The organism is Phaeocystidibacter luteus (assembly GCF_008933115.1).
In the GTDB taxonomy this organism is placed as follows: Bacteria; Bacteroidota; Bacteroidia; order Flavobacteriales; family Schleiferiaceae; genus Phaeocystidibacter; species Phaeocystidibacter luteus.
Genome location: NZ_WBVO01000004.1, coordinates 22,065 through 46,665 on the forward strand (window position 1 = coordinate 22,065; position 24,601 = coordinate 46,665).

Below are 24,601 nucleotides of genomic sequence, written 5' to 3' on the forward strand. Positions count from 1 at the left end.
TAATTTTTGTTTATAATCTTAATAAGCACTTTTTCCCCGCATTAACAGTCCTTTATGAACCTTTCGTAATTTGTGGATGTTAAATTTGCCGCAAACCATGAAACGCTTGGATGAAAACAAAAATCACCCCGCTAGAGCGGTTGTATCGACTCCTAGTTCAGGATAAGAGAGAAGTTTTCTACGTTCTCTTTTTCGCCGTGCTGAACGGAGCCATTGGACTAGCACTGCCCCTGGGTTTCCAAGCCATCATCAATTTGGTGATGGGTGGCCGACCTAGTTCCGCATGGTGGGTGCTCGTAGGCGTCGTACTCGCTGCCATCCTTTTCGCCGGTATACTTCAGATTTTCCAAATGCAGATTACGGAGATCCTCCAACAAAGAATCTTCGTCAGATCCGCCATAGAATTCAGTTACCGCATACCACGCCTACACCCGAAAGGTCTCGTTGGCGATAACCCTCCAGAGCTCGTAAACCGCTTTTTCGATACCCTTACCGTTCAAAAAGCCGTACCTAAAGTCCTGTTAGATGCCTCCACGAGTATCTTCCAGATTTTCTTTGCCCTCATTCTACTCTCCATCTATCACCCCTTATTCGTGGTGGCAGGTGCCGTAGTCATCGTCTTGGTTATTATCATCTTCCGCACCACCTGGAAACGCGGTTTGAAGACCAGCCTGGAAGAGAGTTCACACAAGTACGAAGTAGCATATTGGCTCGAACAGTTGGCCAATGCACTCAACACCTTTAAACTTGCCGGTCAATCCGTTTGGCCAGACCTACGAACTAAGAAGTTCACCGAAAAGTGGTTGGGCGCACGTAAAGGACACTTCAAAATCATCATCCTTCAATACGCACAGCTAGTCGGTTTCCGATTCATCCTAACGGGTATGCTCCTGATTTTCGGTGGTATCCTTGTATTTGAACAGCAGATGAGTATCGGTCAGTTCGTAGCCGTGGAAATCGTGTTCATCCTCATTACGAACAACGCCGACAAACTCGTGAAGCTCGCCGAACCCCTTTTCGATACGGTTACCGCTCTCGAGAAGATTGCATCCGTACTCGAACGCCCGCTTGAAGGCACCGAAGGACGCAGCATTTCTGCAAGAGAAAAGAGCTGGGCCGTTACCATCGAGACCGAGGAAGGCGAACACATCGCCATCGAACCTGGTGAACGACTCGCCATTGTGGGATACGCGGGTAGCGGTCGCACTAAACTTCTCACATCTGTAGCGGGACTACTCCCAGAGAGGATGGCCGAAGTGAAGGTGAGCGGTATTCAGCTAGATCATTTAGACCCGTTCAATTACAGATGTGCAATCGGAGATAACTTGCGACAAGAGGCCTTGTTCAAAGCTCCTTTGCGCGATAACCTAACCGTGGGGTCAAACTTCTCAACCGAAGACGAAATACTCGATGGACTCGAAAAGGTTGGGCTTTATTCGTGGTACGAAAGTCTCCCAATGGGTCTAGATCAAGTGGTTTCAGAAGATTCAGAATTGATCTCAACCTCGATATCACAGCGATTAATTCTATTGCGTGCCCTTCTGCGCCGCTCTAGAATACTCCTACTGCATGATTATCTCGAACATTGCGAGAAGAGTCTACGCGAGAAGATGATGACCGCTATCTTTGAACAAGAAGGAAGTATCCTCATCGCATCGAATAGAAAAGATGTGATCGACCGTGCAGATAAAGCGATTGTCATGAAGGATGGAAAGGTGATCTACAACGGAACGCCGAAGTCTATTCCAGCAGATATTAAAAACGATTTGATCTTTTAATCATGTTGAACATCTCAGAAAATCCTATCAAGGATAAGGTTGCTCCGGAGGTGCTCAATACGTTTGAGAAGACTTCCGTTTCCCGCACGGTCCGCCGCTTCACGCGCTGGACAATGGTTCTGACCATCTTCGGATTAATCATGTTGTTCATTCCGTGGACGCAGAACATTTCAAGCTATGGGCGCATCACGAATTACGATCCGGCGGTTCGTCCTCAGGATGTGCAATCTCCCATTCCCGGAAAGATCACCAAGTGGTTCGTGCGCGAAGGTGACACTGTTGCTGAAGGCGATACGCTTGCCTATCTAGCAGAAGTCGACCCTTCTTATTTCGACCCAGAGCTACTTCAGCGAATTGATCAAGAGTTGGAGGCGAAGCGCTCCGCAGCTCAAGCTTATAAGGATAAAGCCGATGCACAGGCCGATCAAGTTTCAGCCCTGCAACGAAGTCTGCAAATTAAGAGAGGCGAACTCGATCTCAAGATTCACACCGACAGTGCGGATTACGCGGCTGCTGAAATTGGGATGAACCTAGCGCGCAGGCAGTATCAGCGTGCCGATACGCTTTTCCGTGAAGGCATCAAAAGTCAATACGAGCTTGAACAACGCCTTCAAAAGTTTCAGGAGGCACAGGCGAAGTTTACCTCTGCAAGGAACAAGTACAACCAGAGCTTGGCGGAACGTCAGCGTGTAGAAGCCGATTACGCGGAATACATCGCCAAAGCGCGAAGTGAGCAGTTTACAGCCATTTCTTCTCGAGAGACCGCGCTTGCTGAAATCGCGAAATTAGTGAACCGCAGGTCGACTATCGAGGTTCGACAATCGTACCACACCGTTACGGCACCACAGGAGGGAATCGTAAGTAGGATTTACATTCGCGGTATTGCGGAGAACGTTAAAGCAGGTGATGCGATTGCCGAGCTTTTCCCAACTTCCGACGACCGCGCGGTTGAGGTATTTGTACGTCCGATGGACTTGCCAATCCTCAGAGAAAACCACCATGCTCAAATCGAGTTCGAAGGTTTTCCTGCCCTCGCAATTAGCGGGGAGCCTGGTTTGAACTACGGAACATATGCTTCACATGTTGCGGTTATTAGCCAGACGCCAGAATCAGATGGAACGTTCCGCGTTTTGCTGCGACCTTCAGAAGATTGGCCTGATCGACTCCCATTCGGAACAGGGGCGAGAGCTTACATCCTCTTGGATGAGGTTCCTGTTTGGTACGAAATCTGGCGTCAAATTAACGGATTCCCAGCTGAGGCATACGATGCTCCTACCAAGATAGAGCCAAAGAAGTCTGATGTCGAACGGGTTAAGGACTCTGAGAAATGAGAAATATCCTAGCCCTAGTCTTTGTGTTCAGCACGCTATTGAGTGTTGGACAATCCGACACGTTGAGTTTGGACAGCGTGATGAAATGGGTTGATGATTATCACCCCGTTGTGCGATCGCTTACTTACAAAATGCGTGGGGCTGAGGCGAAGGTAACCTCAGCAAGAGGCGCATTTGACCCGAAGCTTGCGGGAAACTTCTCAGAGAAATTATTTGAGGATACCGAGTACTATCGATACGGTGAAGGTGGCTTGAATCTACCAACGTGGCTTGGTGTGGATGTATATGCGTACCGCTCATTCGCTCAGGGAACCTATTTGAATCCCGAATTGACCCAGCCGGATGACGGTCTGTGGCGAGTAGGGGTAAGTGTTCCGGTAGGTGGTGACCTTATTTGGGATGAAAGGCGAGCCATGCTGCGCGACGCCCAGCTCATTGTAGAAAGAACAGAGGCCGAGCAGCGCATAGCCTATAGTGATGTTAAGTTCGAATCCATGATGCGTTATTTGGAATGGGCTCAAAAGGAGGCCGAACTCCAAATTCTATATGAAGTGGAGCAACTCGCAAGAGAGCGTTTCTTGCTTACAAAACGTGCATTTCTTGCGGGAGATCGTCCCGAAATGGATACGATTGAAAGCCGTATTTCTTGGTACAACAGAAAGCTAAAAGTTCAGGATGCCCAAGCGGCAGCAGCACAGGCCAGAGCTAAGCTTTCCGCTATGCTTTGGACGGAAGAGAACATCCCATTGGAAATCCCAAGTAATTACCATCCGGATTTATCTTCCTTGAACTTTGTTTCGCCGCCTGATTCAGCCACGATGTACGGCATGTTGGCCGAGCAGCCACAAGTTGCAGCGTTGACCGTTGAGGTGGATAGAGCTTTGAACCAACGCCGTTGGACAAGAGCACAATTGTGGCCCGACATAAGTGTGAAGTACAACATCCTGCGAGGGGCGGGGGCAGATGCGGCTTGGAACATTCCCGATCAATATCAATGGGGTGTTCAAGTAAATATCCCATTGTTCTTAAGAAAGGCACGGGGTAATGCTGAGGCTGCGGATAACTATTACCGCGAGGCGGAACTGAAACAACAGGACGCCGTTCAGAAGGCAGAGGCAGAACTCTTTGGTATGCAAACCATGACAAGAACCCTGGGGAATCAGTGGTTGCAATCATTGGAAGTATATACCATGTCCGAGCGCCTCCTTGAAGCCGAAAGACGGAGATTTATTATTGGTGAGAGCTCCGTGTTTCTTGTGAACTCTCGTGAAAACGCCATGATTAATGCAGCCGTGGAATGGCTGAAGATCAGGAAGGAATATCTGTTGTCTATTGAGCGCCAGAAGCGACTTGTAGCCGCTTATTGGGATCAATAATTTACCTCCAACGACGGTCTCGACGATCCGGTGGATTCTTAGTCCATTCTAGCGGGCCTCCACATTTGATTTCGATAATAACGCTATTCGGATCCCCGAAGTAGTTGAGCATTTTGTTTCTCCACTCGCGGAAAGAATCACGGTCGTATAGGGCGCATTCGTAGTTCAAGACTATGATGCTGGTCTCGTTAATGATAACGATCGTAGGTGTGGCGTAGTCGTACGTGCGAATATCTCGACCCGGGCGTACCGACTGGCCTTCAATGAAGTTCTGAAGCCAATATTGCATGGCGTAGTCGCGCTCGGCTTCGTCGTAATAAGCGTAGGCATTAATGTAGTAACGCGCATAGATTTCTCTATCCAGGTTGCTCATTACGCGCTCCTTGCTTTTCAACATGTAGCGCTCCGAAAAAGTGAAATTGGTTTCCTCGATGTCGCCAATCTCAGGGTCATCGAGATTGAGCGTTTTCTTCTCATAGTCTTCACTGTGGTCGGCAGCGAAAGCCTCCAATTTTTGACTTAGCTCCTCGTGCTGTGCTGTTGAGGCTAGAGAGAGTAACACGAGGCAGGTGCTGATAATTTTTTTCATAACTCGAATATAGCAATTAGAATGCCGAGATGTTTATGACCAACGATGGAAGTGTTGTCATTTGTATCTTGCTCGGAGATTACCTCAACCTATAACACTTTGCCTAAATTTCTTTTCGAATCCGAAAGACTTGGTTTTAGCGATTGGCGGAATGCCGATGTGGAGGCAATGATTGCTATCAGCGCCGATCCGCAGGTGATGCGTTTCTTTCCATATGAGGCCACGAGACAACAAACACTCGACTTCATTCAACGCAACAATGCCCTGCTAGATCAGAAAGGGTATTGCTACTTCGCGGTAGTCGAAAAGGAGAGTGGAAGGACCATTGGATTTACGGGGTTGTACGACCAAGATTACGAGTCTGAATTCACCCCTGCTACCGATATTGGGTGGAGACTTGGGGTGGAATTTCAAGGTAAAGGCTATGCTACAGAGGCCGCGCGTAGATGTCTCGAGTATGCATTCAAGGTTATTGAGCTACCTCGGGTTGTTGCTATGGCGCCTGCCGTTAATCTCCCGTCTATCAATGTTATGCGGAAAATTGGGATGACCCAGATTGGTGAATTTGTTCATCCGAGGTTGACCGACAATACCGAACTTAGAAACTGTGTTTGTTTCGAAATAAAAACTTAACCGAGTATGAAGAAAGCACTACTCGCTCTATTTGCTTCTCTTAGTGTCATTCTACAAGGACAAAATCTTGAAGGACTTTGGCTGGTAGAACAGATGTCAATGAACGATGAAATCATGACACCTCAAGCCCGCTGGGTGAGATTCAATGCAGACGGCACCACGGAATCTGGAAACGGGTGGAGGCAACACACAGTTGGCACTTATTCTTTGAAGGATGATATGCTCAGTCTTGAGAGTTCAAATGGGTTTATCGATAAAGCGGGAGCCTTTGCGATAGTGTTGGAAGGCGATCAAATGACTTGGACGCGCATGGAAGATGGGATGGAGGTAAAAGTCAATTTGAAACGAATTGATAAGCTTCCCAGAACTACGGGCGACCACATGCTCGGATTGTGGAAGTTAGAGTCGTCATCCAATGTCTTTGAAGGTGAACAGCCATCCATCAAGCTTCAAATCAGATGGGATAATCTGTTTGTGTGGATAATTGAAACGGATTCACCGAAACGAATCTATGGGGTTTACAGCGTACACGGGCATAGACATGAGATTGTGCTGAAGTCGGAAGATCTCGAGCTCGCAGCCATGCGATTGAATGTGAGCTTCCCTTCGGAGAACGAAATGGTTCTTTCTGCGGAAGGAGGGATTGAAATGAGATTTTCTAGAGCATACGAGTTTTGAGAATCATTCGATTTTTAAGGGAGCAAACCCGGCTCTGGTACTCGCAGAACATCGTGCTCGCCATAGCTGCGATCATTTCTATTTTTCAGGTACTGAAAATCGGGAACGGGCTTTTCATGCACGATGCGTGGCATGTTGTTCAAGTCCTGTTGGCGTCGGACGAACCGCTTTCAGGATTCTTTACACAGCACGGGCCTCATCATTTTGGAGTTGCCTACTACATCCACGAATTCGCATTTCTGTTTGGGGCTGAAACTTCGGGTTTTCATGCGGTGGTTCAAGTACTCATGCTAGCTGTTAGTGCTTGGTTTGGATTAGAATTGCTTTCAAGGTGGCGAGGTAAGAGAAGTTGGATGGATTTGTGGGTGCCTCTTCTGTTTCTCAACCCACTTACGCTTCTCAATTCGGCGACGGAGCCCTATTTGCATTCCTTTACCGTTCTTTTTGCTTTGTGGGTGGCCTATTTGGGCTTTGGATACGTGAGGTCAGCCCGACTGATAACCTTGATGATTGTGCTCTTTATGAGTGCATTTACCTTCAACGCAAACTTGGTCGTCATTGCTGCTTTCGTTTTCTACTTGAGTCATTGGTTTAAAACGAAATGGTATACATCGGGGATAATCGCATTGTGGTCGTTATTGCTTATTGGTTTGATGCTTCTTACCACAGATTTCGCTGGAGTAGAAAGTACAGCGGCAGATGGATTTGATTTTTGGGTGTGGTCTGTTTATGTGGTTCGATTGGTCACGAGCTATTTCTACATCAACCCTATGCGTTTTACTCTCCTATCAGGAATTGCTGCATTTATAGCATTGCTATATGTGCTTGCACACCCTTGGATTCGAGCTCGGAAGTGGGAGAATAAAGAGTACGGACTTTGGCTTTTGATAGGTGTGCTAATCTTGTATTGGGGATTGAATAGCCTCACACGTTGGTCGATGCCGGAAGGGAACATTTACGCTACCCGATATTTTGCGATGGCGCCACTTCTTTTATTCGTAGTCTGGGTGTCCTTCAATCTTCAACGAAGATGGAAAAAGCGAATGCCATTAGCAGGAATGGTTGTCATGGCTTTGTCGCTATACCTGAATCAATCCGAGTTCCTGTTCAGGAAATCTCGTTTCGACGAGAACCTCAAGGTTGAGGAAGCGCGTATGCAACTCAATTTGAATCATTCTGAAGAAAAGCCCTGTTATCTTCATGGAAATCCAGAGGGTGTTCAATTAGATTGGACAAGCAGGGTGCTGTTTCCCGAGTATTATTCAGACCACTTCAGCGACAACGAAAGTGCTTCCGCCTACGAAGATTAGGTCTTCTTTCCCGGCGATGGCTTTGGCCGCAATGAGTGCATTTTTCACGGACGTATGAGCCTTGCCTTGTAGGCCAATCTTCTTGGCTGCACTGTGAAGTGTTTCTGCATCGAGTCCTCTAGGAATATCCGGCTTACAGAAATAGTAGGTTGCTTTTGTCGGCAGCATCCTCAAGACGGAATCGATATCCTTATCGTTGACCATTCCCCACACCAAATGCAGGTGTTCATGGGGAGTGTTTTCAAGTTGATTAATGATGAAACGAATTCCGTCGGCATTATGTCCAGTATCGCAAATCGTAAGTGGGTTAGTTGATAGGATTTGCCATCGGCCTAGTAGACCGGTATTCTCTACAACATTTCTCAACCCTGCCTTGACGTGTGTCTCTTCGATTTCAAAAAGCTCTTGCTGATGCACTGCTGCTACAGCGGTCCTAACATTGTGAACTTGATACTCGCCTTTGAGGTCGGTGGAATAATTCGTTCGTATTGCTTCATCGGCCCACAAAATAGGAGCGTCGTTTTGAGCCGCTGCCTTGAGGAATACGGGTGTGGTTTCTACCTGACGTTGACCTATAACTACTGGAATGCCGGGTTTAATGATCCCTGCTTTTTCTCCGGCAATGGTAGCGATGTCGTTTCCTAGAAAAGCTTGATGATCGAGCCCAATATTGGTGATCACGCTCACCTCAGGGGTAATCACATTTGTGCTGTCGAGTCTTCCGCCCATGCCTACTTCAACAATGGCTATATCAACTTGATGATTGACGAAACAGTCGAACGCGAGGCCGACGGTCATTTCGAAAAAGCTCAATTCGAGGGCTTGGAAAGCTGATTTATGAGTGTCGACGAATTCAATGACTTCTTCTTTGGAAATCATCACACCATTGATTTTTACGCGTTCGCGGAAATCGCGTAGGTGAGGGGATGTGTATAATCCTACTTTGTAACCTGCTTCCTGAAAAATGGAAGCGAGCATGTGGGATACTGAGCCTTTGCCATTGGTGCCAGCTACATGGATGCTTTTGAAGCGCTTCTCGGGGTGACCGAGATGCTCCATAAGGGCATGCGTTTTAGAAAGGTCGATTTTATAGTTCGCTCCACCGCTCCGCTGGTAAACCGGGAGTTGATTGTAGAGCCAGTTTACCGTTTCTTGGAACTTATTCAAGGTGCTAGTTCTTGATGAAGTTGTAGATGATAAAGCCAACTTGCTCATCGGGAGCATTAGCATCGCCCTGCCATTTGGTTCTCATCGCTGCACTTCGAGCTTTATCAAATAAACAAGGGTCGAATGTATTGGTTTGAATTGTGCCATCACGTGACTCTTCGCCAGGGATAGCACGTGTGACAGTTCCACTGCGATTCACATACACTTTTACCACGACAGTTCCTTCACCCGAACAACCCTTATCTGGCTCAGGTGTTTGAAGTGCTCTTCTGCCACCAAGGTCATATTTGCCACTGTTCCCACTTCCTCCGTTACCTGTGCGAGACTGACTGTTTGGATCGCCGTTAGGGTCTCCTTGATCGCCACCACCTTCGGTTACACCTTCGCCTGCGCCGGTTCCATCTCTTGTGGATTGAAGAGCGCTGTTAAGACGGTTAGAAGGTTGAGGATCTGGTTCTTGCTCCTCAACTTGTTGTTGTTGCGTTTCTTGTGTGTTGATAGACGGCGCATCCACACTCGATTGAGTTGCAACGTCAGTTTCTGCGGTTTGCGTTTGTGGCTGCGGTTGAGCCTCTTCGGGCTGTGTGGGTTGTTCTGACTGTTGTGCGGAAGAGGTTGAGCCACTTCCTGCTGCGTCGTACCCAAAATTGATAGCAATTCCTTCCTCAGGCGGAGGGTCGAGGTAAGTGAAGCCAAAGAAAATCAACCACACCATTGTGAGTATGGCAAATAGAATGGCCGCGATTCTTCCGTTTCTCTTATCCTTTTGGTCAGACATGGTCTCGTTATTTTGGATCTGTTGCCAAAATCATCTTCAACTTGTTTCGGTATGCGATATCCATTACTTCCACGGTTTTACCTGTAGGAACAGATTCATCGGCATAGAGAACAACTACAGCTTCAGGATTTCCGACAACGGCTGTGAGCAACTCGTTTTCGAGCTGAGCTTGTGAAACATTCGTGCCATTCACAGAATATTGAAGGTCGGCCGTAATGGATACTGAAACATCATTTCGTTTAACCGTTTGAGCATTGCTCTTCGGCAGAATGAGGTCGAGGGCTCGAGAAGTTACGAGCGTTGAGGTAAGCATGAAGAAGATGAGTAGGAGGAAGACCAGGTCGGTCATCGAACTCATCGCAAAATCCGCACTTACTTTAGATTTTCTGTTGAAATTCATAGTTCCTCTGCTTACAGTGGTTCGTGAAGTAGATCGAGGAATTCGGTTGCGCTAACCTCCATTTTGTATACCACACTTTCTACTCGGGTGGTGAGGTAGTTGTATCCGAAGTAAGCCATGATACCCACGAATAGGCCTCCTACGGTAGTGGTCATTGCTGTATAAATACCTTCTGCTAGAAGTGAAACATCAACTTGTCCACCGGCATTTGCCATTTCTTTAAAGGCGAGTACCATACCGATTACGGTTCCCAAGAATCCAATCATAGGCGCGCCACCTGAAATTGTAGCGAGGTAAGGAAGACCTCGTTCTAGTCTCTGAACTTCGATCTTACCTTGGTTTTCGATGGATGCAGAAATGTCGCCCATGCTCTTTCCAATTCGGCTTACGCCTTTCTGAAGTAATCGAGCAACGGGAGTATCTGTGCTTTCGCAAAGGGCTTGGGCAGCTTCCATCTTTCCATTGGCAACGTGATCTTTCAGGTTGTTCATGAAGTTAGGGTCAAGCTTGTTGGCTCTTTTGATGGCGCCAAATCTTTCGAAGAAAAGGTAAACGGCGATGATGGCAAGGATGAAAAGCATCGCCATAATGATGATGCCGCCCGTTCCGCCACTGGTAATCAAACTAAAGAAAGAAACGGTTTCCTCAGTAGGTCCAGCCGAGGCTGTGTCGGCGCCAGTAGATATCTGTAAAAAGTAAGAAGCCTTGTTCAGCATTTTCTTTTGATGTTTCGTTCAGTTCTCGCTCTTTCAACGCAGAGTGCAGGCACTTTAGCGTATTACCCCAAACTTAGAACAAATACACCCCGCCGATTGGCGAGGTGTACAAAGGATATTAACAATATATCGTTGATGAGAATCAGTGCAGTAGCATGTGCTGTAGGATGTAAACTCCTGCTCCCGCTAGATAGCCGATGATAGCCAAAAGTGAGATTTTCTTGAGGTACCAACCGAAGGACATACGCTCAAGTCCCATTACCGCAACACCGGCCGCAGATCCGATAATCAAAGCTGAACCACCCGTCCCCGCACAATACGCCAAGAACTCCCAGAAGAGTCCGTCTTGTGCAAAGAATCCTGTAGGGTTAACCGGATACATACCCATAGATGCTGCTACTAGAGGTACGTTATCTACAATAGAACTGAGCAAGCCAATGATGATTCCAACTCCGTAAACACCACCCGCTTCATCTGTTCCAATGGAAGTGTCTAGATAGTTGGCCATTTGCGTAAGCTGTCCGGCATTTTGCAAGCTGCCTACGGCCAGTAGAATACCTAAGAAGAAGAGTACGCTTGGGGTATCGATCTTTCTCAATACTCCAATTACGCTGTGCTTAGATTTGAAAGCCACGTTCTTTCTTCTGTGTAGGATGTCGGTAAGCAACCAAAGAGATCCCAAGCTGAGCATCATACCCATAAATGGAGGGAGATGCGTGACGCTCTTGAAGATCGGCACAAACAATAGACCCGCTACGCCGGCGATAAAAACCACGTTTCTTTCGAACGGAGTGGTAGGGTCGAGGTAGTGGTCTGCCGTTTCTTGACGCATAGGACGCTTGATCGAGCCCTTCATTCTTACCGAGAGAATAATCAAAGGAACGATCAAACAAACCAGAGAAGGAAGGATTACACCGGTGATGATTTCAGCCGTGGTAATCTGCCCGCCAATCCATAGCATCGTCGTGGTTACGTCACCAATAGGAGACCAGGCACCACCGGCATTGGCTGCGACAACAACCAGACCTGCAAAGAGCCATCGTGTTTGTTGATCGTCAATCAGCTTTTTGAGCAATGAAACCATCACGATGGAGGTTGTGAGGTTGTCCAAAGCGGCGCTAAAGAAGAATGAAAGAATGGCGATAATCCACATCAATTTCACCTTGTTCGTGGTTTTGATGCGGTCGGTAATTACTGTGAAACCCTCGTGTGCGTCTACCAATTCAACGATGGTCATGGCGCCGATCAGGAAGAATAGGATACTCGCGATTTCGGCGAGAGATTCAAGCATTTGGTGATGCGTGACGTATTCTAGGATGAGATGTTGTTGGGACATCTCTTCGTGTGACCTTTCGGAAAGTATGCTTACCACGGCGTTGTCGATGCTGCTGAAATCGACGATCTCGTATGCTCCGAGAACGTAGAGAGTCCAACACAAAACACCGGTAATAAGTGCGGAGGCGGCTTTGTCGATGTGAATCTGGTGTTCGAACGCAATTGCGGCGTAACCCAAGATAAATACGACAATCATTGCTACATACATGGTAAGCGCTTTTTGAGGGATTAATGGAGTTGGTCTAGTGCAATAGTGTAAGCGGTTGCAGTAACCTCAGTTTTACTTGAGCTTCTGTCGTGAACCTTCTGAAGAGCCTCGCGAATTACGTTGCTGGTATCTTCAAAAATGGCTCTATCGGTTACTTCGGCGTTGTCTTGCATTAAGTAACCAAACACGCGAGCCATTCCACAGTTCGAAATGAAGTCAGGAATTACGGCTACGGTTTTGTCGGCATGCTCCGCAATTGGGCCGTAGAATATTTCTTTATCAGCGAAAGGTACGTTGGCACCCGAACTAATGACTTCTAGTCCGTTTGCGGCCATTGTCTCAAGTTGATCACTTGTAATCAGGCGGGAAGCGGCGGCAGGAATGAAGACTTCTGCTCCGATTTCCCAGATTTTATGGTTGATTTCTTCGAAAGGAATCAAGTTGTCAGCTACGAGATAGTTCCCGGTTTTCGCGAGTACGAGTTCCTTGATCTCCTCGAATGAAAATCCTTCTTCCTTAATCAAACCACCAACGCGGTCGATAATACCAACGATTTTCGCTCCAGCTTGACTTAGGTAATATGCCGCGGGTGCGGCTACAACGCCCCATCCTTGGATAATTACGCGCTTGGAGCTGAGGTCACCACCGTAGATGTCGTAAAAATGGCGAACTGATTCAGCCACACCATAACCCGTAATCAGGTCACCAACCTTATCGTCACCTTTCGGGTTTGGGGTCAGCGTATCGTCATTTACCTGCAGGCTTACGCCATCTTGAAGTTGACGGATTTTAAGTGCTTTTTCGTCGGAAGAAGGGTTGTAGTGCCCTTGAAGCACACCCTCTTGTGGGTGAAGGATTCCAAGTTCTTTTGTGATTGGAATTACTTCAGATTTTTGGTCGACATTCAAGTCGCCACCCGTTCCGTAGTAGTTTTTCAATAGAGGGCGAACCGCTGCGTACCATCTGCGAAGTACGCCGTCTTTTCTCGGATCGTTTGGGTCGAAATCAATACCACTTTTTGCGCCGCCGATAGCTGGGCCGGCAACTGTGAATTTGATTTCCATGGTCTTGGCAAGTGAGAGAACCTCGTGTTCAGTGAGGCCAGATCTCATTCGAGTTCCACCACCGGCAGCTCCACCGCGAAGGCTGTTGATTACTGTCCATCCTTTGGCTTCCGTTTCAGGATCTTGCCAATGGAATACAATCTCGGCTGGTTTTTGCTCGTACGCTTTGAGGCGGTCTTTCATAACAATGAATTCTTCAACAGTTCTGTTTGTTCGAACCTAGTTTTGAGGTAGGAACGCCCAAAGGTAAGCCCTGTGCGTTAGATTCATGTTAAGTGGTAGAGGAAATTGGGGGGATGAAAAAAGGGGCGTTTTTGGTGGGAAAGCCGAACTTGTCGGAGCTTGTGAGCTAGGCGATGAGGTGGCAGGGGCCTCCACCTCCTCCCCGGAGATCAAGTTACGAGTTCAAAATCCAAATCTCGGAATCTCAAACTCAAAGTGCGGGAATCACGAATTAGTCGTTTGTAAACGTTTACCGTCCGTTTAGCGGTTCAAGTATGCGTAAATTGAAAGTGGGGACGCGGGTAGCGTCCCCCAGGGGCACCACCCACATCCCCAAACTCTCTCTCAAATCAACGCTCAGGTTTAGTGATTTTCGGCTTGCGCTTCTATCGCAAGTTCTATTTCTCTACGACCTCACCCTGCAAAACCAAAGTGTAGGTCGATTGCTCTGTGTTGGTCGTAACCGCTACTGTTTTTCTAAAACGTCCCATGTTCTTGGCATTATAGGATGCCGTAATCTCTACCGTTTGTCCAGGTTGAATTGGAGTGCGTGGATAGTCGGCTACTGTGCAACCGCATGTGGGACGAACATTTGTGAGGATGAGGGGCTCATCGCCATCATTCGTCAATTCGAAAGTTGCGCTGGCGGGAACGTTGTGCTCAATCTGACCTAAGTCAACGGTGGTTTGTGTCCACAGAGCAATGGCTCCTTCGGGAACTGTAAATGCGAAAAGCGCGATAGATGAAAGCGCAAGAATTGTAGATTTAATGGTCTTCATAAGAATTGAATTATGTTTTGTGCTTGAGGTTCTCTCAGGCTCTTTGTCAAAACTCTCCCAATTCTTTCAAGACCTTTCACAACAACTTGTGAACGTTTGTTAATGGGTTGTTAACCGAACAATTGCCTTTACCTTGGAGCGTAAATTTCAGTACCATTGAATCGTGGATAATCGTCGATTACGTCTTGTTCTTATCACCGGATTTCTAGTTATTACCGGGGTGCTCGTGCTTCAAGGTCTCTGGTTGCGCAAAGCTTTTACAGTAGAACAAAGCCGACTAGATGAAGATATCCACATCGCCCTTCTTGAAGTTGTTAAAGAACTGTACTCTGGACAACCCCTTCCGCAAAACAACCCGGTAAAACGCATTTCACCGAATTACTACGCCGTAAACACCGAAGCAGAAATTGATGCCGAACTGCTGGAATACTTCCTATCGGTGGAGTTTGAGCGGAGGCGTGTGAATTTGGACTTTGAATACGCGATCTATAATTGTCAGGATGACGAAATGGTATACGGAGCGTATGTTTCCCAGGGTGGAAAGAAGAAAGACGACTTGGGGTACTTCCCCACGCTCGACGAATATGTATACTACTTCGGAGTTCGTTTCCCAGGTCGGTCGGCATTTGTCGCATCTTCCCTGGCAGAGTGGATTGCACTGACCGTCCTGTTACTTCTCGTTCTGGGTATTTACACCTACTCCGTTCTTCACCTACTCAGGCAACGCAGGTTTAGCGCGATGCAGCGAGATTTTATCAATACCATGGCTCACGAATTCAAGACACCCTTGTCTTCCATTCAAATGGCCGCTGGGTACTTGGATGAACATCCACTTCTTCAAGACGACCCAAGAGGGGTGCAGTATACGAAGGCTCTACTTCAATCTTCATCAAGGCTGAATCAAGAAGTTGAACGAATATTAGAATTGGGGAAGGTTGAATCGAATTCCCTCCCGCTCACTTTAGAAGAATTCAACCTCAAACCTGAACTTGAGAATGTCGCTAAGTTGGTTCAGTCGAATTACACTACCCTCAAGGTTGATTTAGCGCAAGTGTCTGATCTTACCTTGATGGCAGACAACGTTCATCTGAAGAATGTCTTCTACAATATCTTGGATAACTCGGCGAAGTACGGGGCGGAGAGTGTTACCGTTTCGGCAAGGGGTATTGATGGGGTTGTGGTAATTGATATTGAAGATGATGGGCCAGGGATCCCTGAAAAGGAACGTGAGACGGTTTTCAAAAAGTTCCATAGGTCGAACGTGAATAGGGAAGTGAAAGGCTTTGGACTAGGATTGTATTACGTGAAGCAGGTTGTTGAGGCTCACGAAGGGAAGGTAACCTTGCTCGATTCCAACGTGGGAACCAAAATCGAAATTCAACTTAAAAGTGAAGGCTAGAGTACTGTATTTAGAGGATGATGAAACGCTTGGTTTCCTAACGTCAGACTACCTGCGTATGCACGGATACGAGGTTAGTTTGATTGCCGATGGCCAGCGAGCTCTTCAGCTTTTCAAAGATGAAAAGTTCGATATCTGTATTCTCGATATCGTGGTTCCGTCTTTAGATGGAGTAAGCCTCGCCGGAGAGATTCGAAAAGTGAACTCCGATGTTCCCATTATTTTCTTATCGGCTCGCGCACTTCCGGAGGATAGGATTCTCGCATTGAAGACAGGTGGCGATGACTACCTAGTGAAGCCGTTTCAAGTCGAAGAACTCATCTTGAAGGTCGATATCTTCCTTCGCCGATCTGGAAATGCTCAGATGAGCAGCGTAGAGAAATACAGAACAAGCAATTCAGAGTTCGTTCCTTCAGAATATAGCTTATGTGTGGCTGCGGAAGAATGCAAGCTGACTTCCCGTGAATCTGAATTGTTACACTATCTCTGGAAGAATGCCAATCAAACTTTGAAACGGGAAGATATTCTTATCGCCATTTGGGGTGACGACGATTACTTCATGGGTAGAAGCCTCGACGTTTTCATTTCAAGATTGAGAAAGTACCTGAAGTCGGATGCCGAAATTTCAATAGACAATATTCACGGCGTGGGGTTCAAGTTCACTTTGAATCATTTAAAAATCACCCCAGAAGAATGATCTTGCCTCGCGCCTGTGACACTGGCGAGGACGTTAATCTCCCCCAAGTGCTTCAACAAACCGAGGAATGCAAAGAGGAGCGCTTCCTTGTAGTCTACTATGCTATTGTCGGGAATGACTAACTCGCCAGAAATGGACTGACGAATAAGCGACATAATGTGTTTGTTATACGCTCCGCCTCCCGTACACAGCACCTTTCTTGCTCCAATATCTTGCAATGTTTTGGCGATTTGCACAGCGGCGTGACCAGACAAGGTGGCTAATGATTCTTCGGGTGTTAGGCGATCACATTTCGGGACTATTTCTTTTTCAAACCACTCGCGACCAAGCGATTTAGGCGGATCCGCCGAGTAGTAAGGGAGTTGATTCAGGGCGTGCCAAACCCGACCGTCCATTGGGTTAGAAGCGGCAATGTGCCCGCCTTTGTCATAATCTAAGCCCAATTTATGGGCAAAGTGATTGAGCCCAATGTTCATCGGGCAAATGTCCCACGCGGTGCGAAGGCCATTCTCTTCAACCGACAAGTTCGCGAAGCCTCCAAGGTTGAGACATACGTCATATTCATTGAAGAGCAACGCATCGCCGACAGGTACTAAAGGGGCGCCCTGACCACCAAGTTCAACGTCCGCTTTCCGGAAGTCGCAAATCACAGGTAAGCCAGCTTCTTCGCGGACCTCTGGTCGGTTGCCTATTTGAAGCGTGATGCCTTTTTGTGGTTCATGAAAAACCGTATGACCATGTGAACCAACAAGTTCAGCATCCGTTATGTGATTGGTTTGCAAGTGGAAACGAACCTTCTGCCCAATGTAGGCACTTAGTTCTTTGTCGAGATTTTGCAGTTCACCCTCCTCGAGCGTGTGGGCCAACTTCAGCTTCTCTTTCCATTCGGTTGAATATTCCACGGTATCGGAAGAGAGGATGCTAAAGGTCCATCGGTTGCCTTCCCTCGTAAACTCTGCTACACAGAGGTCGAGCCCATCAAGAGAGGTTCCTGACATCGTTCCGACAACTTTCCAAGTGCCGTTTGCGGTTGTTCGATTGCTTGTTATCACAATGTAAAAATGCTCGCAAAAGCCTACATTTGCAAACCCTGACCGAATTGAAGTTCAATTAATAAGGGGAATGAACCCTCTAGCATAAAAAGGCTCAAATAGAAGAATATGCATTTCGAATTGACCGAAGAACACAAGATGATTCGCGACACAGCTCGCGACTTTGCTCAGAACGACCTACTTCCTGGAGTAATCGAGCGTGACACTCACGAAAAATTTCCTGCAGAGCAGGTGAAGAAAATGGGTGAGCTTGGATTCATGGGGATGATGGTAGATCCAAAGTACAACGGTGGCGGTATGGATACCATCAGCTACGTGTTGGCCATGGAAGAGCTTTCTAAAGTTGATGCTTCTGCATCCGTAGTGATGTCTGTAAACAACTCACTCGTTTGCTGGGGACTAGAAAAATACGGAACCGAAGAGCAGAAAGAGAAGTACCTCAAGCCTTTGGCGGCAGGTGAAATCATCGGTGCATTCTGTCTTTCTGAGCCTGAAGCTGGTTCAGATGCAACATCACAAAGAACCACTGCGATCGATAAAGGAGATCACTACATTCTTAACGGTACGAAGAACTGGATCACCAACGGTAATTCAGCCTCTGTATACCTCGTGATGGCACAAACTGACGTAGAGAAGGGACACCGTGGAATCAACTGCCTCATCGTAGAGAAGGGTATGGAAGGTTTCCAAGTTGGTAAGAAAGAAGAGAAAATGGGCATCCGTGGTTCGGATACGCACTCTTTGATGTTTACCGATGTGAAGGTTCCTAAAGAAAATCGTCTTGGTGAAGATGGCTTCGGCTTCAAGTTCGCCATGAAAGTGCTTAGCGGTGGCCGTATCGGTATCGCCTCTCAAGCTTTGGGTATTGCCAGCGGCGCACTAGAGCTTGCAACGAAGTACGCAAAAGAGCGCAAGGCCTTCGGAAAGGAAATCATCAACCACCAGGGTATCGCCTTCAAGCTTGCTGAAATGGCAACTCGCGTTGAAGCTTCTCGTAACCTCGTGCTAAAAGCAGCTTGGTTGAAAGATCAAGGTATGCCGTTCGACAAAGAGTCGGCTATGGCTAAACTGTACGCCTCTGAAACTGCCATGTGGGCAGCTACTGAAGCGGTTCAGATCCACGGTGGATATGGCTTCGTGAAAGAGTATCACGTTGAGCGCCTCATGCGCGATGCGAAGATTACTCAGATCTACGAGGGTACTTCAGAAATCCAGAAAATCGTTATTTCTCGCTTCCTCGCAAACGAGTAATCTCAGATATACCTCAACAAAAAAATCCCAGCCAGTGCGGTTGGGATTTTTTTATGCTGAAAACTGATGTAATCACCTCGATAAGCTCCCCGAAACCTCATCATCTCCTGTTCCGTCATTTGCAACAAAGGATACTGAAGCGCTCGTGCCTGAGGTGTTTAAGTTGAAGTTGCCATTGATGGTTATTCCATCAACTGTTTGTGTTGGTATCACCAATTGCTTGTTGTACACGTTGGCGTAAAGTGTAAAGCTACTTCCCTGGTTATACAATCCACTTACTTCTACTTCATCGAGCTGCACGCCCTCGTAAATAGTAATGGTATACGATTGAGGTGCGAAGGCTCCCGAGCTTTCATTGCAGGTCCACGCACCTAGCCATTGAGTGCGGTCGTCTACATTAACGACATCATCTTCACAGGCTACTAGAAATAAAAAAGCGGCTAGCCCGAGGAATCGAGCTACCCGCCATTTGATGTTTATTGCTTTCTTCATTCTTCAGAATTGTCTGCATTTGTTTGTGCATAGTTCGCATTCAAACGCTGTACCAAATCTGCCGTGATGTCTTGCAAAGAGTCTCCGTAAAGAAGTGTTCCTTGATATTGAAGAACATAGTCGAAGCCCATTTCACGCTGCATTTGCTCGATAACCATATCCATGTCATCTTTTACTAGCGTGTTGATCGAATCTTCCTCTGCTTGAAGTTCGCGAAGTACTCTTTCGCGATACATCATGAATGAATTCTGGCGTTGCTCGAGGTCTCCCTGAGCTCGTCTTCTCTCAATAATGTTCAATCCGCCAGCCATTTGCTGGAATGCCGCAATTTCCTCCTGAAGGTCTTGCTGACGCTTCATGATATTTTGTTCAGCTGAAAGCGCTCTAGTTTCGAAACCTGAAACGAGTTCTTTGTTGAATTCGTAGTTGTTTAAAAGGCTGTCAAGGCGAACGTAAACAAACTTGCTTTCGGGCTTCTCAGATGCCGTCGTTGAGGTCTGAACTGAATCCATTCCCGGCTTTGAATCAGTAAAGTGAAGAATGAACAATGCAACTACCGCGATGGCGATGATTGCTTGGAAAATTGAATTGCCGTTTTTCATCTAACGTAGTTTTCGGATTTCCGATTAGAACTGTTGGTTAATCAAGTCGTCATTTGCAAGATTCGGAAGTGTTACCTTCAAGTTTGGCGTTCTTTCCATCTCTCGCTTAATGGCGAATATAGCTTCTTTATTTCGAGCCCACGACCTTCTCGCAATACCATTGTTCACATCGTAGTGAAGCATGCGCTCTAGTTTAGTGTCTGCATCCTCGCTGCCGTCGAGCAACATGCCGAATCCTCCATTTATAACTTCTCCCCAGCCAACGCCGCCTCCGTTGTGGATGCTCACCCACGTGGCACCGCGGAAGCTGTCGCCAATTACATTTTGAATGGCCATGTCCGCGGTAAAGCTAGAGCCGTCGTAAATATTCGAAGTTTCGCGGTAAGGTGAATCCGTTCCGCTCACATCGTGGTGATCTCGGCCCAAAACAACGGGACCAATTTCTCCACGCGAAATAGCCTGGTTGAACGCTCTTGCAATGGCGATTCTGCCTTCAGCATCGGCGTACAGGATTCTAGCTTGAGAGCCTACGACCATTTTGTTCGGACCTGCCTGCTCAATCCAACGGATGTTATCTGCCATCTGCTGTTGGATTTCAATTGGCGAGCGCTGCATGATTTCTTCAAGAACAGATTTTGCAATGGCATCCGTTCTTTCCAAGTCTGCTGGATCACCTGAAGCACAAACCCAACGGAATGGGCCAAACCCATAATCGAAGCACATCGGACCCATAATGTCCTGAACGTAGCTCGGGTATTTGAAATCGATGCCATTTTCGGCCATGATATCTGCGCCTGCTCGCGAAGATTCTAAGAGGAAGGCATTTCCATAGTCGAAAAAGTACATTCCGCGCTCTGTGAGCTTGTTCACCGCTGTCGCATGTCTGCGCAGTGTTTCTTGAATGTGCTTTTTGAACTCAGCTGGATTTTCAGCCATCATGTTGTTGGCGTCTTCCAACGACATATCCACTGGATAGTATCCGCCGGCCCACGGATTGTGAAGTGAGGTTTGGTCAGAACCCAAATCTACCTTGATGTCACGCTCCACCATTCTTTCCCACAGCTCCACGATGTTACCCAAGAACGCAATGCTGTGGGCTTCTCCTTTCGCTCGGTATTCTTCGGCAGTGTCTATCGTTTGATCTACATCTTCAATCACTTCGTCGACCCAGCCCTGTTCGTGACGTTTGTACGCCGCCTTTGGATTCACCTCAGCCGTGATACTTACGACACCCGCAATGTTGCCCGCTTTTGGCTGAGCGCCGCTCATTCCACCAAGACCTGCAGTAACGAACAGCTTTCCTGCTGTGGATCCTGTCGGGTCAATTTTCCGGCAGGCATTGAGGACGGTGATAGTGGTTCCGTGAACGATACCTTGTGGACCGATGTACATGTATGATCCGGCCGTCATCTGACCATATTGAGTGACGCCTAATGCGTTGAACTTTTCCCAATCGTCAGGCTGCGAGTAATTCGGAATCATCATCCCATTAGTGACGATAACTCTTGGAGCTCCAGGGTGAGAAGGGAAGAGGCCCATAGGGTGGCCGCTGTACATGTGCAGTGTTTGTTCGTCGGTCATTTGCGACAAGTACTGCATGGTTAGGCGGTATTGCGCCCAGTTTTGGAACACGGCACCATTTCCACCGTAGGTAATAAGCTCGTGTGGGTGCTGAGCTACGGCGTGATCCAGGTTATTCTGAATCATCAGCATAATGGCTGCCGCTTGCTTTGATTTCGCTGGGTAATCCGAAATTGGGCGAGCCTTTACCTCGTAGGAAGGACGGTAGCGATACATGTAGATGCGACCGTACTTGCGAAGTTCTTCGGCAAACTCTGGTGCTAGTTCGGAGTGAAATCTCTCAGGGAAATAGCGAAGCGCATTTCTGAGTGCGAGTTTTTTTTCATCCTCGCTGAGAATCTCTTTGCGAACGGGTGCATGATTTACGTTTGGATCGTATTCAGGCATTGGGGGCAGGTGGTCCTGCGGGATGCCAAGTTCAATTTCTTCAGCGAAGGATAGCGTAGCTGTACTCATCACTTTTTATTTCTGAAAGTTCCTGTGCGTTTGTCGAAACCATAGGGGCAATGTTTGCATCCACTTTGGCAACAATGACCTCTCTTCAGATGGTATTTTTCAGTGAAGACGATGAAGCCTTCGGGACTGTAATAGAAATCTTCTGGATCGAGATTGTTCAATGCTTTCGACTTTGCGCAAAGGTAAGGAAGGTAGACGGGGTTTCTAAATAAATGACCTCTTTGAACGAATTGAGATATTGTCCGATATTGCATGTTCATTTTACCTCTCTGTCTAACGCATTCCACCCCTATGTCCGAGTACGAAAAGCCGTCTAGTAGCTGGATTTTCAGCTTGTTCACACTCTTGTTGACTCTCACGCTATTTGAGACGGTTAATATGATGTATCAATTGTTCGGAATTAGCGGCGATGGTGGGACGTCTGATGCGTTGGGAGTTTTGGAATATAGTGTCGATGATTTGCTAGCGCTTCCTACACGAGCTTTTTACATTGGAACTTTTGTCTTTGGTATCATTGGCGGGTGGCTGTCACTAAAGATTAGTCCTCTATTGACTTCGATTGTTCTTATACTTCTTGGAGCAGGTTCTTTGATATTATCCCAATCGTTGAACGCTGAACTTGTACGTACAACGACCTTCTCTTTGGGAGCATTGATTCCTTATTGTTTGCACTATATCGGTCAAAGTAAATTGAAGAAGCATCAGCTCATGGCCGTTTCATTTTCGCTGGTGGGATTGAGTACGATTTCAGTGTATTTAGGGTTCAAATTAGTTGAAGAAACTATGCCACTAGAGTTCGCAGATTTTGGCATGGTGGGAGCAAACTTCATTGGGCCTGCTGTGCTTGGAGTTCTTCTGCTTGGGAGTTTAATGTTGGCGTATGTAAGAGCTAATAAAGAGTCTCGGTTTGCACCGACTTCAATGGATAATCTTGGTTACTTACTAGCCAGCTTCTCAGGATACATATTGATTCAAACAGTGCTTCCGCAGTTTTCCGGCGAATGGATTCCGAATGAATTGTTTTTACCAAACAATCAAGAGGTCCTCGTAAGAGTTCAGGATAGCCATATTTTAGCACAAAACGTGTCAGCAGTAATACGAGCAATCGTGTTTCTTGTTTTCATTTTTGCTGTCTTAAGATACAAGCCAAGCGTAGCTTATTTCATTCATGTTTTACCGAGACTGTTCATCCTGAAAATATGCTTTGCAGCCGTTGGCTATATGCTGAGTTCATCGACGGTTCTTTTCTACATGATGATTCCAAATTTCATATTAGATATGCTCATACTAGGGGGGTTAATTTCCACAATTCTCGTGAGTGCATGGAAAACTCTAGGAATAGCTAGTCAATGGATTACATATGGACTTATGGCAGTGCCATTTATAATTAAGTACTCACTCATAAATGGAATAGGAGATGCCTATGTTTATGGAACAATTGGTGGCGTTCTAATCAGTTATTCAGCTTTTCATTTGTGGAAGGAGAATAAGGTTGAGGATGTGGAGAACATCGAAAGCGAAGTTCGATAACCTCGATGCTGGATACGGTTAATATTGATTTAAACATGAAAGATAATCTCGCTGTCCTCTCTCAATTTGGAGCCCTCACATTGCAGAAAGCATATTATTACGGAGTTAGAGGTGTTGTCATATTTCTGATGATAGACACGCTCAACATGGAGAATTATGAGGCTCTCCAGTCCTATGAGCTTCTCACGGAAACTTATCTGCTCACTGCATTGCCTCTTGGTTTATTAATCGACATTGTTTTAGGATCGAAACGGGCCATGTCAATGGGGCTCTTGCTTCAGGTCTTGAGCGGTGCGATGCTTTCCATGGGTGTCTACATCGACGCCGCGCTGATTCTGATGTCTGCCGGTTCCATCGTCTTCTTAATGGGGATTCATAAAGATATTTCTTTAAGAAGTCTATCGAAAAAACAGCGCGCTGTGTTTAGTGTTCTAATCTCTGGATTGATAAGCCTGGGCGCTGCAGCCGGTGTGCTGTCAATCGGAATGCTTGGTGATCTCTCGAACTACGGAGAAGCTATTCAGATCGCACTTTTACTTCCAATTCTAGCTTTTTTATTGATTGTCTTGAAGAAGAAGTCGGTTATTCCAGAACAGCATCAACAATTGGATGCTACTGGTATTTTAGATCATTCTCTGACCACCTCAAGTGATAAAACGAAAGAGTCTTCATCATGGGGAAGGTTTGTCATTATGGCTATAATCGGGTCCTGCTTTTGGACGATGAACGAGATATATGCAGACTTTTTTGATTCGTTCAGTACAAGAGACATGATTGTGACTCAATCTTCCATGTCCATTCTTTCAGCATTCTTGGCAGCTTTTGTTCTTTACTTCGCAAATCTATCATCGAGGCAAGTGCTTAAAGTTTCAGCAACTATATCGCTGATTACCCTAGTTCTAGGAGCAATAGTAGGAATAACGCAGTATCCAATGAGTCCGATGGAATACGAGGCTTGGGGTCTGCTTACGGGGTTAGCTGAAACAGCAGTATTCTTGGGTGTTTTCTACTTTCTTTGGACCGATGTTCCGAAGAAATGGGTGGCAACGGCGACTGGCTCATACTTCGTGGCTTCAGGTGTTTTTGTCCACTTGCTAGCACCACTTTTAAATTGATTTTACTATCAACCCCAGATAGTGAATAAAATAGCGCACTCCCTTCACCGTTCAGTCTAGGA

General features: G+C 46.8%; 24 protein-coding genes. 11 read left to right on the top strand and 13 right to left on the bottom strand.

The genetic code is table 11. The features are described from left to right. Positions 1-110 precede the first annotated feature (110 nt). Genes F8C67_RS06585 through F8C67_RS06595 form a run of 3 tightly spaced genes read left to right on the top strand, consistent with a single transcriptional unit; the run spans position 111 to position 4,485 of the window. Complete coding sequence (locus tag F8C67_RS06585; protein WP_151667034.1) at positions 111-1,778, top strand: ATP-binding cassette domain-containing protein; 1,668 nt, start codon at positions 111-113, stop codon at positions 1,776-1,778. A gap of 2 nt (positions 1,779-1,780) precedes the next feature. Then, a complete protein-coding gene (locus F8C67_RS06590) occupies positions 1,781-3,109 on the top strand; it encodes an HlyD family secretion protein (RefSeq protein WP_151667035.1) in 1,329 nt (442 codons plus the stop codon). Then, positions 3,106-4,485 carry a TolC family protein gene (locus F8C67_RS06595; protein ID WP_151667036.1) on the top strand — a complete coding sequence of 460 codons (1,380 nt, stop codon included), beginning with the start codon at positions 3,106-3,108 and terminating at the stop codon, positions 4,483-4,485. Before F8C67_RS06590 ends, F8C67_RS06595 begins: the two co-directional genes overlap by 4 nt. Position 4,486: 1 nt before the next feature. On the opposite strand, the gene F8C67_RS06600 is transcribed toward F8C67_RS06595, so the two are convergent. Then, on the bottom strand, positions 4,487-5,074 hold the full coding sequence (locus tag F8C67_RS06600) for a hypothetical protein (protein WP_151667037.1): 588 nt from the start codon (positions 5,072-5,074) through the stop codon (positions 4,487-4,489). A gap of 99 nt (positions 5,075-5,173) precedes the next feature. Here F8C67_RS06600 and F8C67_RS06605 point away from each other — a divergent pair, with 99 nt between their 5' ends. From F8C67_RS06605 to F8C67_RS06615, 3 genes are all read left to right on the top strand, one after another. Beyond that, positions 5,174-5,707: a GNAT family N-acetyltransferase gene (locus F8C67_RS06605; RefSeq protein WP_170266388.1), complete on the top strand. Its 534-nt coding sequence runs from the start codon at positions 5,174-5,176 to the stop codon at positions 5,705-5,707. A gap of 6 nt (positions 5,708-5,713) precedes the next feature. Further along, complete coding sequence (locus tag F8C67_RS06610) at positions 5,714-6,385, top strand: hypothetical protein (protein WP_151667039.1); 672 nt, start codon at positions 5,714-5,716, stop codon at positions 6,383-6,385. A gap of 116 nt (positions 6,386-6,501) precedes the next feature. Then, a complete protein-coding gene (locus F8C67_RS06615) occupies positions 6,502-7,695 on the top strand; it encodes a hypothetical protein (protein ID WP_151667040.1) in 1,194 nt (397 codons plus the stop codon). On the opposite strand, the gene F8C67_RS06620 is transcribed toward F8C67_RS06615, so the two are convergent. The 7 genes from F8C67_RS06620 to F8C67_RS06650 all read right to left on the bottom strand — a co-directional run bounded on the left by F8C67_RS06620 (position 7,648) and on the right by F8C67_RS06650 (position 14,364). Continuing rightward, complete coding sequence (locus F8C67_RS06620; RefSeq protein WP_151667041.1) at positions 7,648-8,910, bottom strand: bifunctional folylpolyglutamate synthase/dihydrofolate synthase; 1,263 nt, start codon at positions 8,908-8,910, stop codon at positions 7,648-7,650. The genes F8C67_RS06615 and F8C67_RS06620 overlap by 48 nt on opposite strands. Further along, positions 8,867-9,640 carry an energy transducer TonB gene (locus F8C67_RS06625; protein WP_151667042.1) on the bottom strand — a complete coding sequence of 258 codons (774 nt, stop codon included), beginning with the start codon at positions 9,638-9,640 and terminating at the stop codon, positions 8,867-8,869. Before F8C67_RS06625 ends, F8C67_RS06620 begins: the two co-directional genes overlap by 44 nt. A gap of 7 nt (positions 9,641-9,647) precedes the next feature. Continuing rightward, positions 9,648-10,040 carry an ExbD/TolR family protein gene (locus F8C67_RS06630; RefSeq protein WP_151667043.1) on the bottom strand — a complete coding sequence of 131 codons (393 nt, stop codon included), beginning with the start codon at positions 10,038-10,040 and terminating at the stop codon, positions 9,648-9,650. Positions 10,041-10,051: 11 nt separating this feature from the next. Beyond that, positions 10,052-10,756, bottom strand: a complete 705-nt coding sequence (locus F8C67_RS06635; RefSeq protein ID WP_151667044.1) for a MotA/TolQ/ExbB proton channel family protein — start codon at positions 10,754-10,756, stop codon at positions 10,052-10,054. A gap of 142 nt (positions 10,757-10,898) precedes the next feature. Further along, on the bottom strand, positions 10,899-12,299 hold the full coding sequence (gene nhaD / locus F8C67_RS06640) for a sodium:proton antiporter NhaD (protein WP_151667045.1): 1,401 nt from the start codon (positions 12,297-12,299) through the stop codon (positions 10,899-10,901). Between the two features lie 20 nt (positions 12,300-12,319). Beyond that, on the bottom strand, positions 12,320-13,546 hold the full coding sequence (locus tag F8C67_RS06645; protein ID WP_151667046.1) for a Glu/Leu/Phe/Val dehydrogenase dimerization domain-containing protein: 1,227 nt from the start codon (positions 13,544-13,546) through the stop codon (positions 12,320-12,322). Positions 13,547-13,983: 437 nt separating this feature from the next. Beyond that, entirely contained in the window at positions 13,984-14,364 is a 381-nt protein-coding gene (locus F8C67_RS06650) for a DUF1573 domain-containing protein (protein ID WP_151667047.1), read from the bottom strand. Positions 14,365-14,527: 163 nt separating this feature from the next. On the opposite strand from F8C67_RS06650, the gene F8C67_RS06655 reads away from it, so the two are divergent. Continuing rightward, positions 14,528-15,763, top strand: coding sequence for a sensor histidine kinase (locus tag F8C67_RS06655; RefSeq protein ID WP_151667048.1), 1,236 nt, complete (start codon positions 14,528-14,530; stop codon positions 15,761-15,763). Further along, entirely contained in the window at positions 15,753-16,460 is a 708-nt protein-coding gene (locus F8C67_RS06660) for a response regulator transcription factor (protein WP_151667049.1), read from the top strand. Before F8C67_RS06655 ends, F8C67_RS06660 begins: the two co-directional genes overlap by 11 nt. Here F8C67_RS06660 and F8C67_RS06665 read toward each other — a convergent pair. After that, entirely contained in the window at positions 16,433-17,458 is a 1,026-nt protein-coding gene (locus F8C67_RS06665) for an anhydro-N-acetylmuramic acid kinase (protein WP_151667050.1), read from the bottom strand. The two genes, F8C67_RS06660 and F8C67_RS06665, sit on opposite strands and share 28 nt — an antisense overlap. A gap of 162 nt (positions 17,459-17,620) precedes the next feature. Here F8C67_RS06665 and F8C67_RS06670 point away from each other — a divergent pair, with 162 nt between their 5' ends. Further along, complete coding sequence (locus tag F8C67_RS06670) at positions 17,621-18,763, top strand: acyl-CoA dehydrogenase (protein ID WP_151667051.1); 1,143 nt, start codon at positions 17,621-17,623, stop codon at positions 18,761-18,763. Between the two features lie 72 nt (positions 18,764-18,835). Here the strand turns inward: F8C67_RS06670 and F8C67_RS06675 are convergent, their stop codons facing one another. Genes F8C67_RS06675 through F8C67_RS14405 form a run of 4 tightly spaced genes read right to left on the bottom strand, consistent with a single transcriptional unit; the run spans position 18,836 to position 22,055 of the window. Next, positions 18,836-19,255, bottom strand: coding sequence for a hypothetical protein (locus F8C67_RS06675; RefSeq protein WP_151667052.1), 420 nt, complete (start codon positions 19,253-19,255; stop codon positions 18,836-18,838). Continuing rightward, positions 19,252-19,857 carry an OmpH family outer membrane protein gene (locus F8C67_RS06680; protein WP_151667053.1) on the bottom strand — a complete coding sequence of 202 codons (606 nt, stop codon included), beginning with the start codon at positions 19,855-19,857 and terminating at the stop codon, positions 19,252-19,254. The genes F8C67_RS06675 and F8C67_RS06680 overlap by 4 nt, the downstream gene beginning before the upstream one ends. A 24-nt stretch (positions 19,858-19,881) precedes the next feature. Beyond that, positions 19,882-21,894 (bottom strand): urocanate hydratase, encoded by a 2,013-nt coding sequence (locus tag F8C67_RS06685; RefSeq protein WP_151667054.1) that lies wholly within the window; start codon positions 21,892-21,894, stop codon positions 19,882-19,884. Beyond that, positions 21,894-22,055, bottom strand: coding sequence for a DUF5522 domain-containing protein (locus F8C67_RS14405; protein ID WP_223277530.1), 162 nt, complete (start codon positions 22,053-22,055; stop codon positions 21,894-21,896). The genes F8C67_RS06685 and F8C67_RS14405 overlap by 1 nt, the downstream gene beginning before the upstream one ends. Positions 22,056-22,185: 130 nt before the next feature. Here F8C67_RS14405 and F8C67_RS06695 point away from each other — a divergent pair, with 130 nt between their 5' ends. Then, complete coding sequence (locus F8C67_RS06695; protein ID WP_170266389.1) at positions 22,186-23,424, top strand: hypothetical protein; 1,239 nt, start codon at positions 22,186-22,188, stop codon at positions 23,422-23,424. A 35-nt stretch (positions 23,425-23,459) separates the two neighbouring features. After that, a complete protein-coding gene (locus F8C67_RS06700) occupies positions 23,460-24,539 on the top strand; it encodes a hypothetical protein (protein ID WP_151667057.1) in 1,080 nt (359 codons plus the stop codon). Positions 24,540-24,601 lie beyond the last annotated feature (62 nt).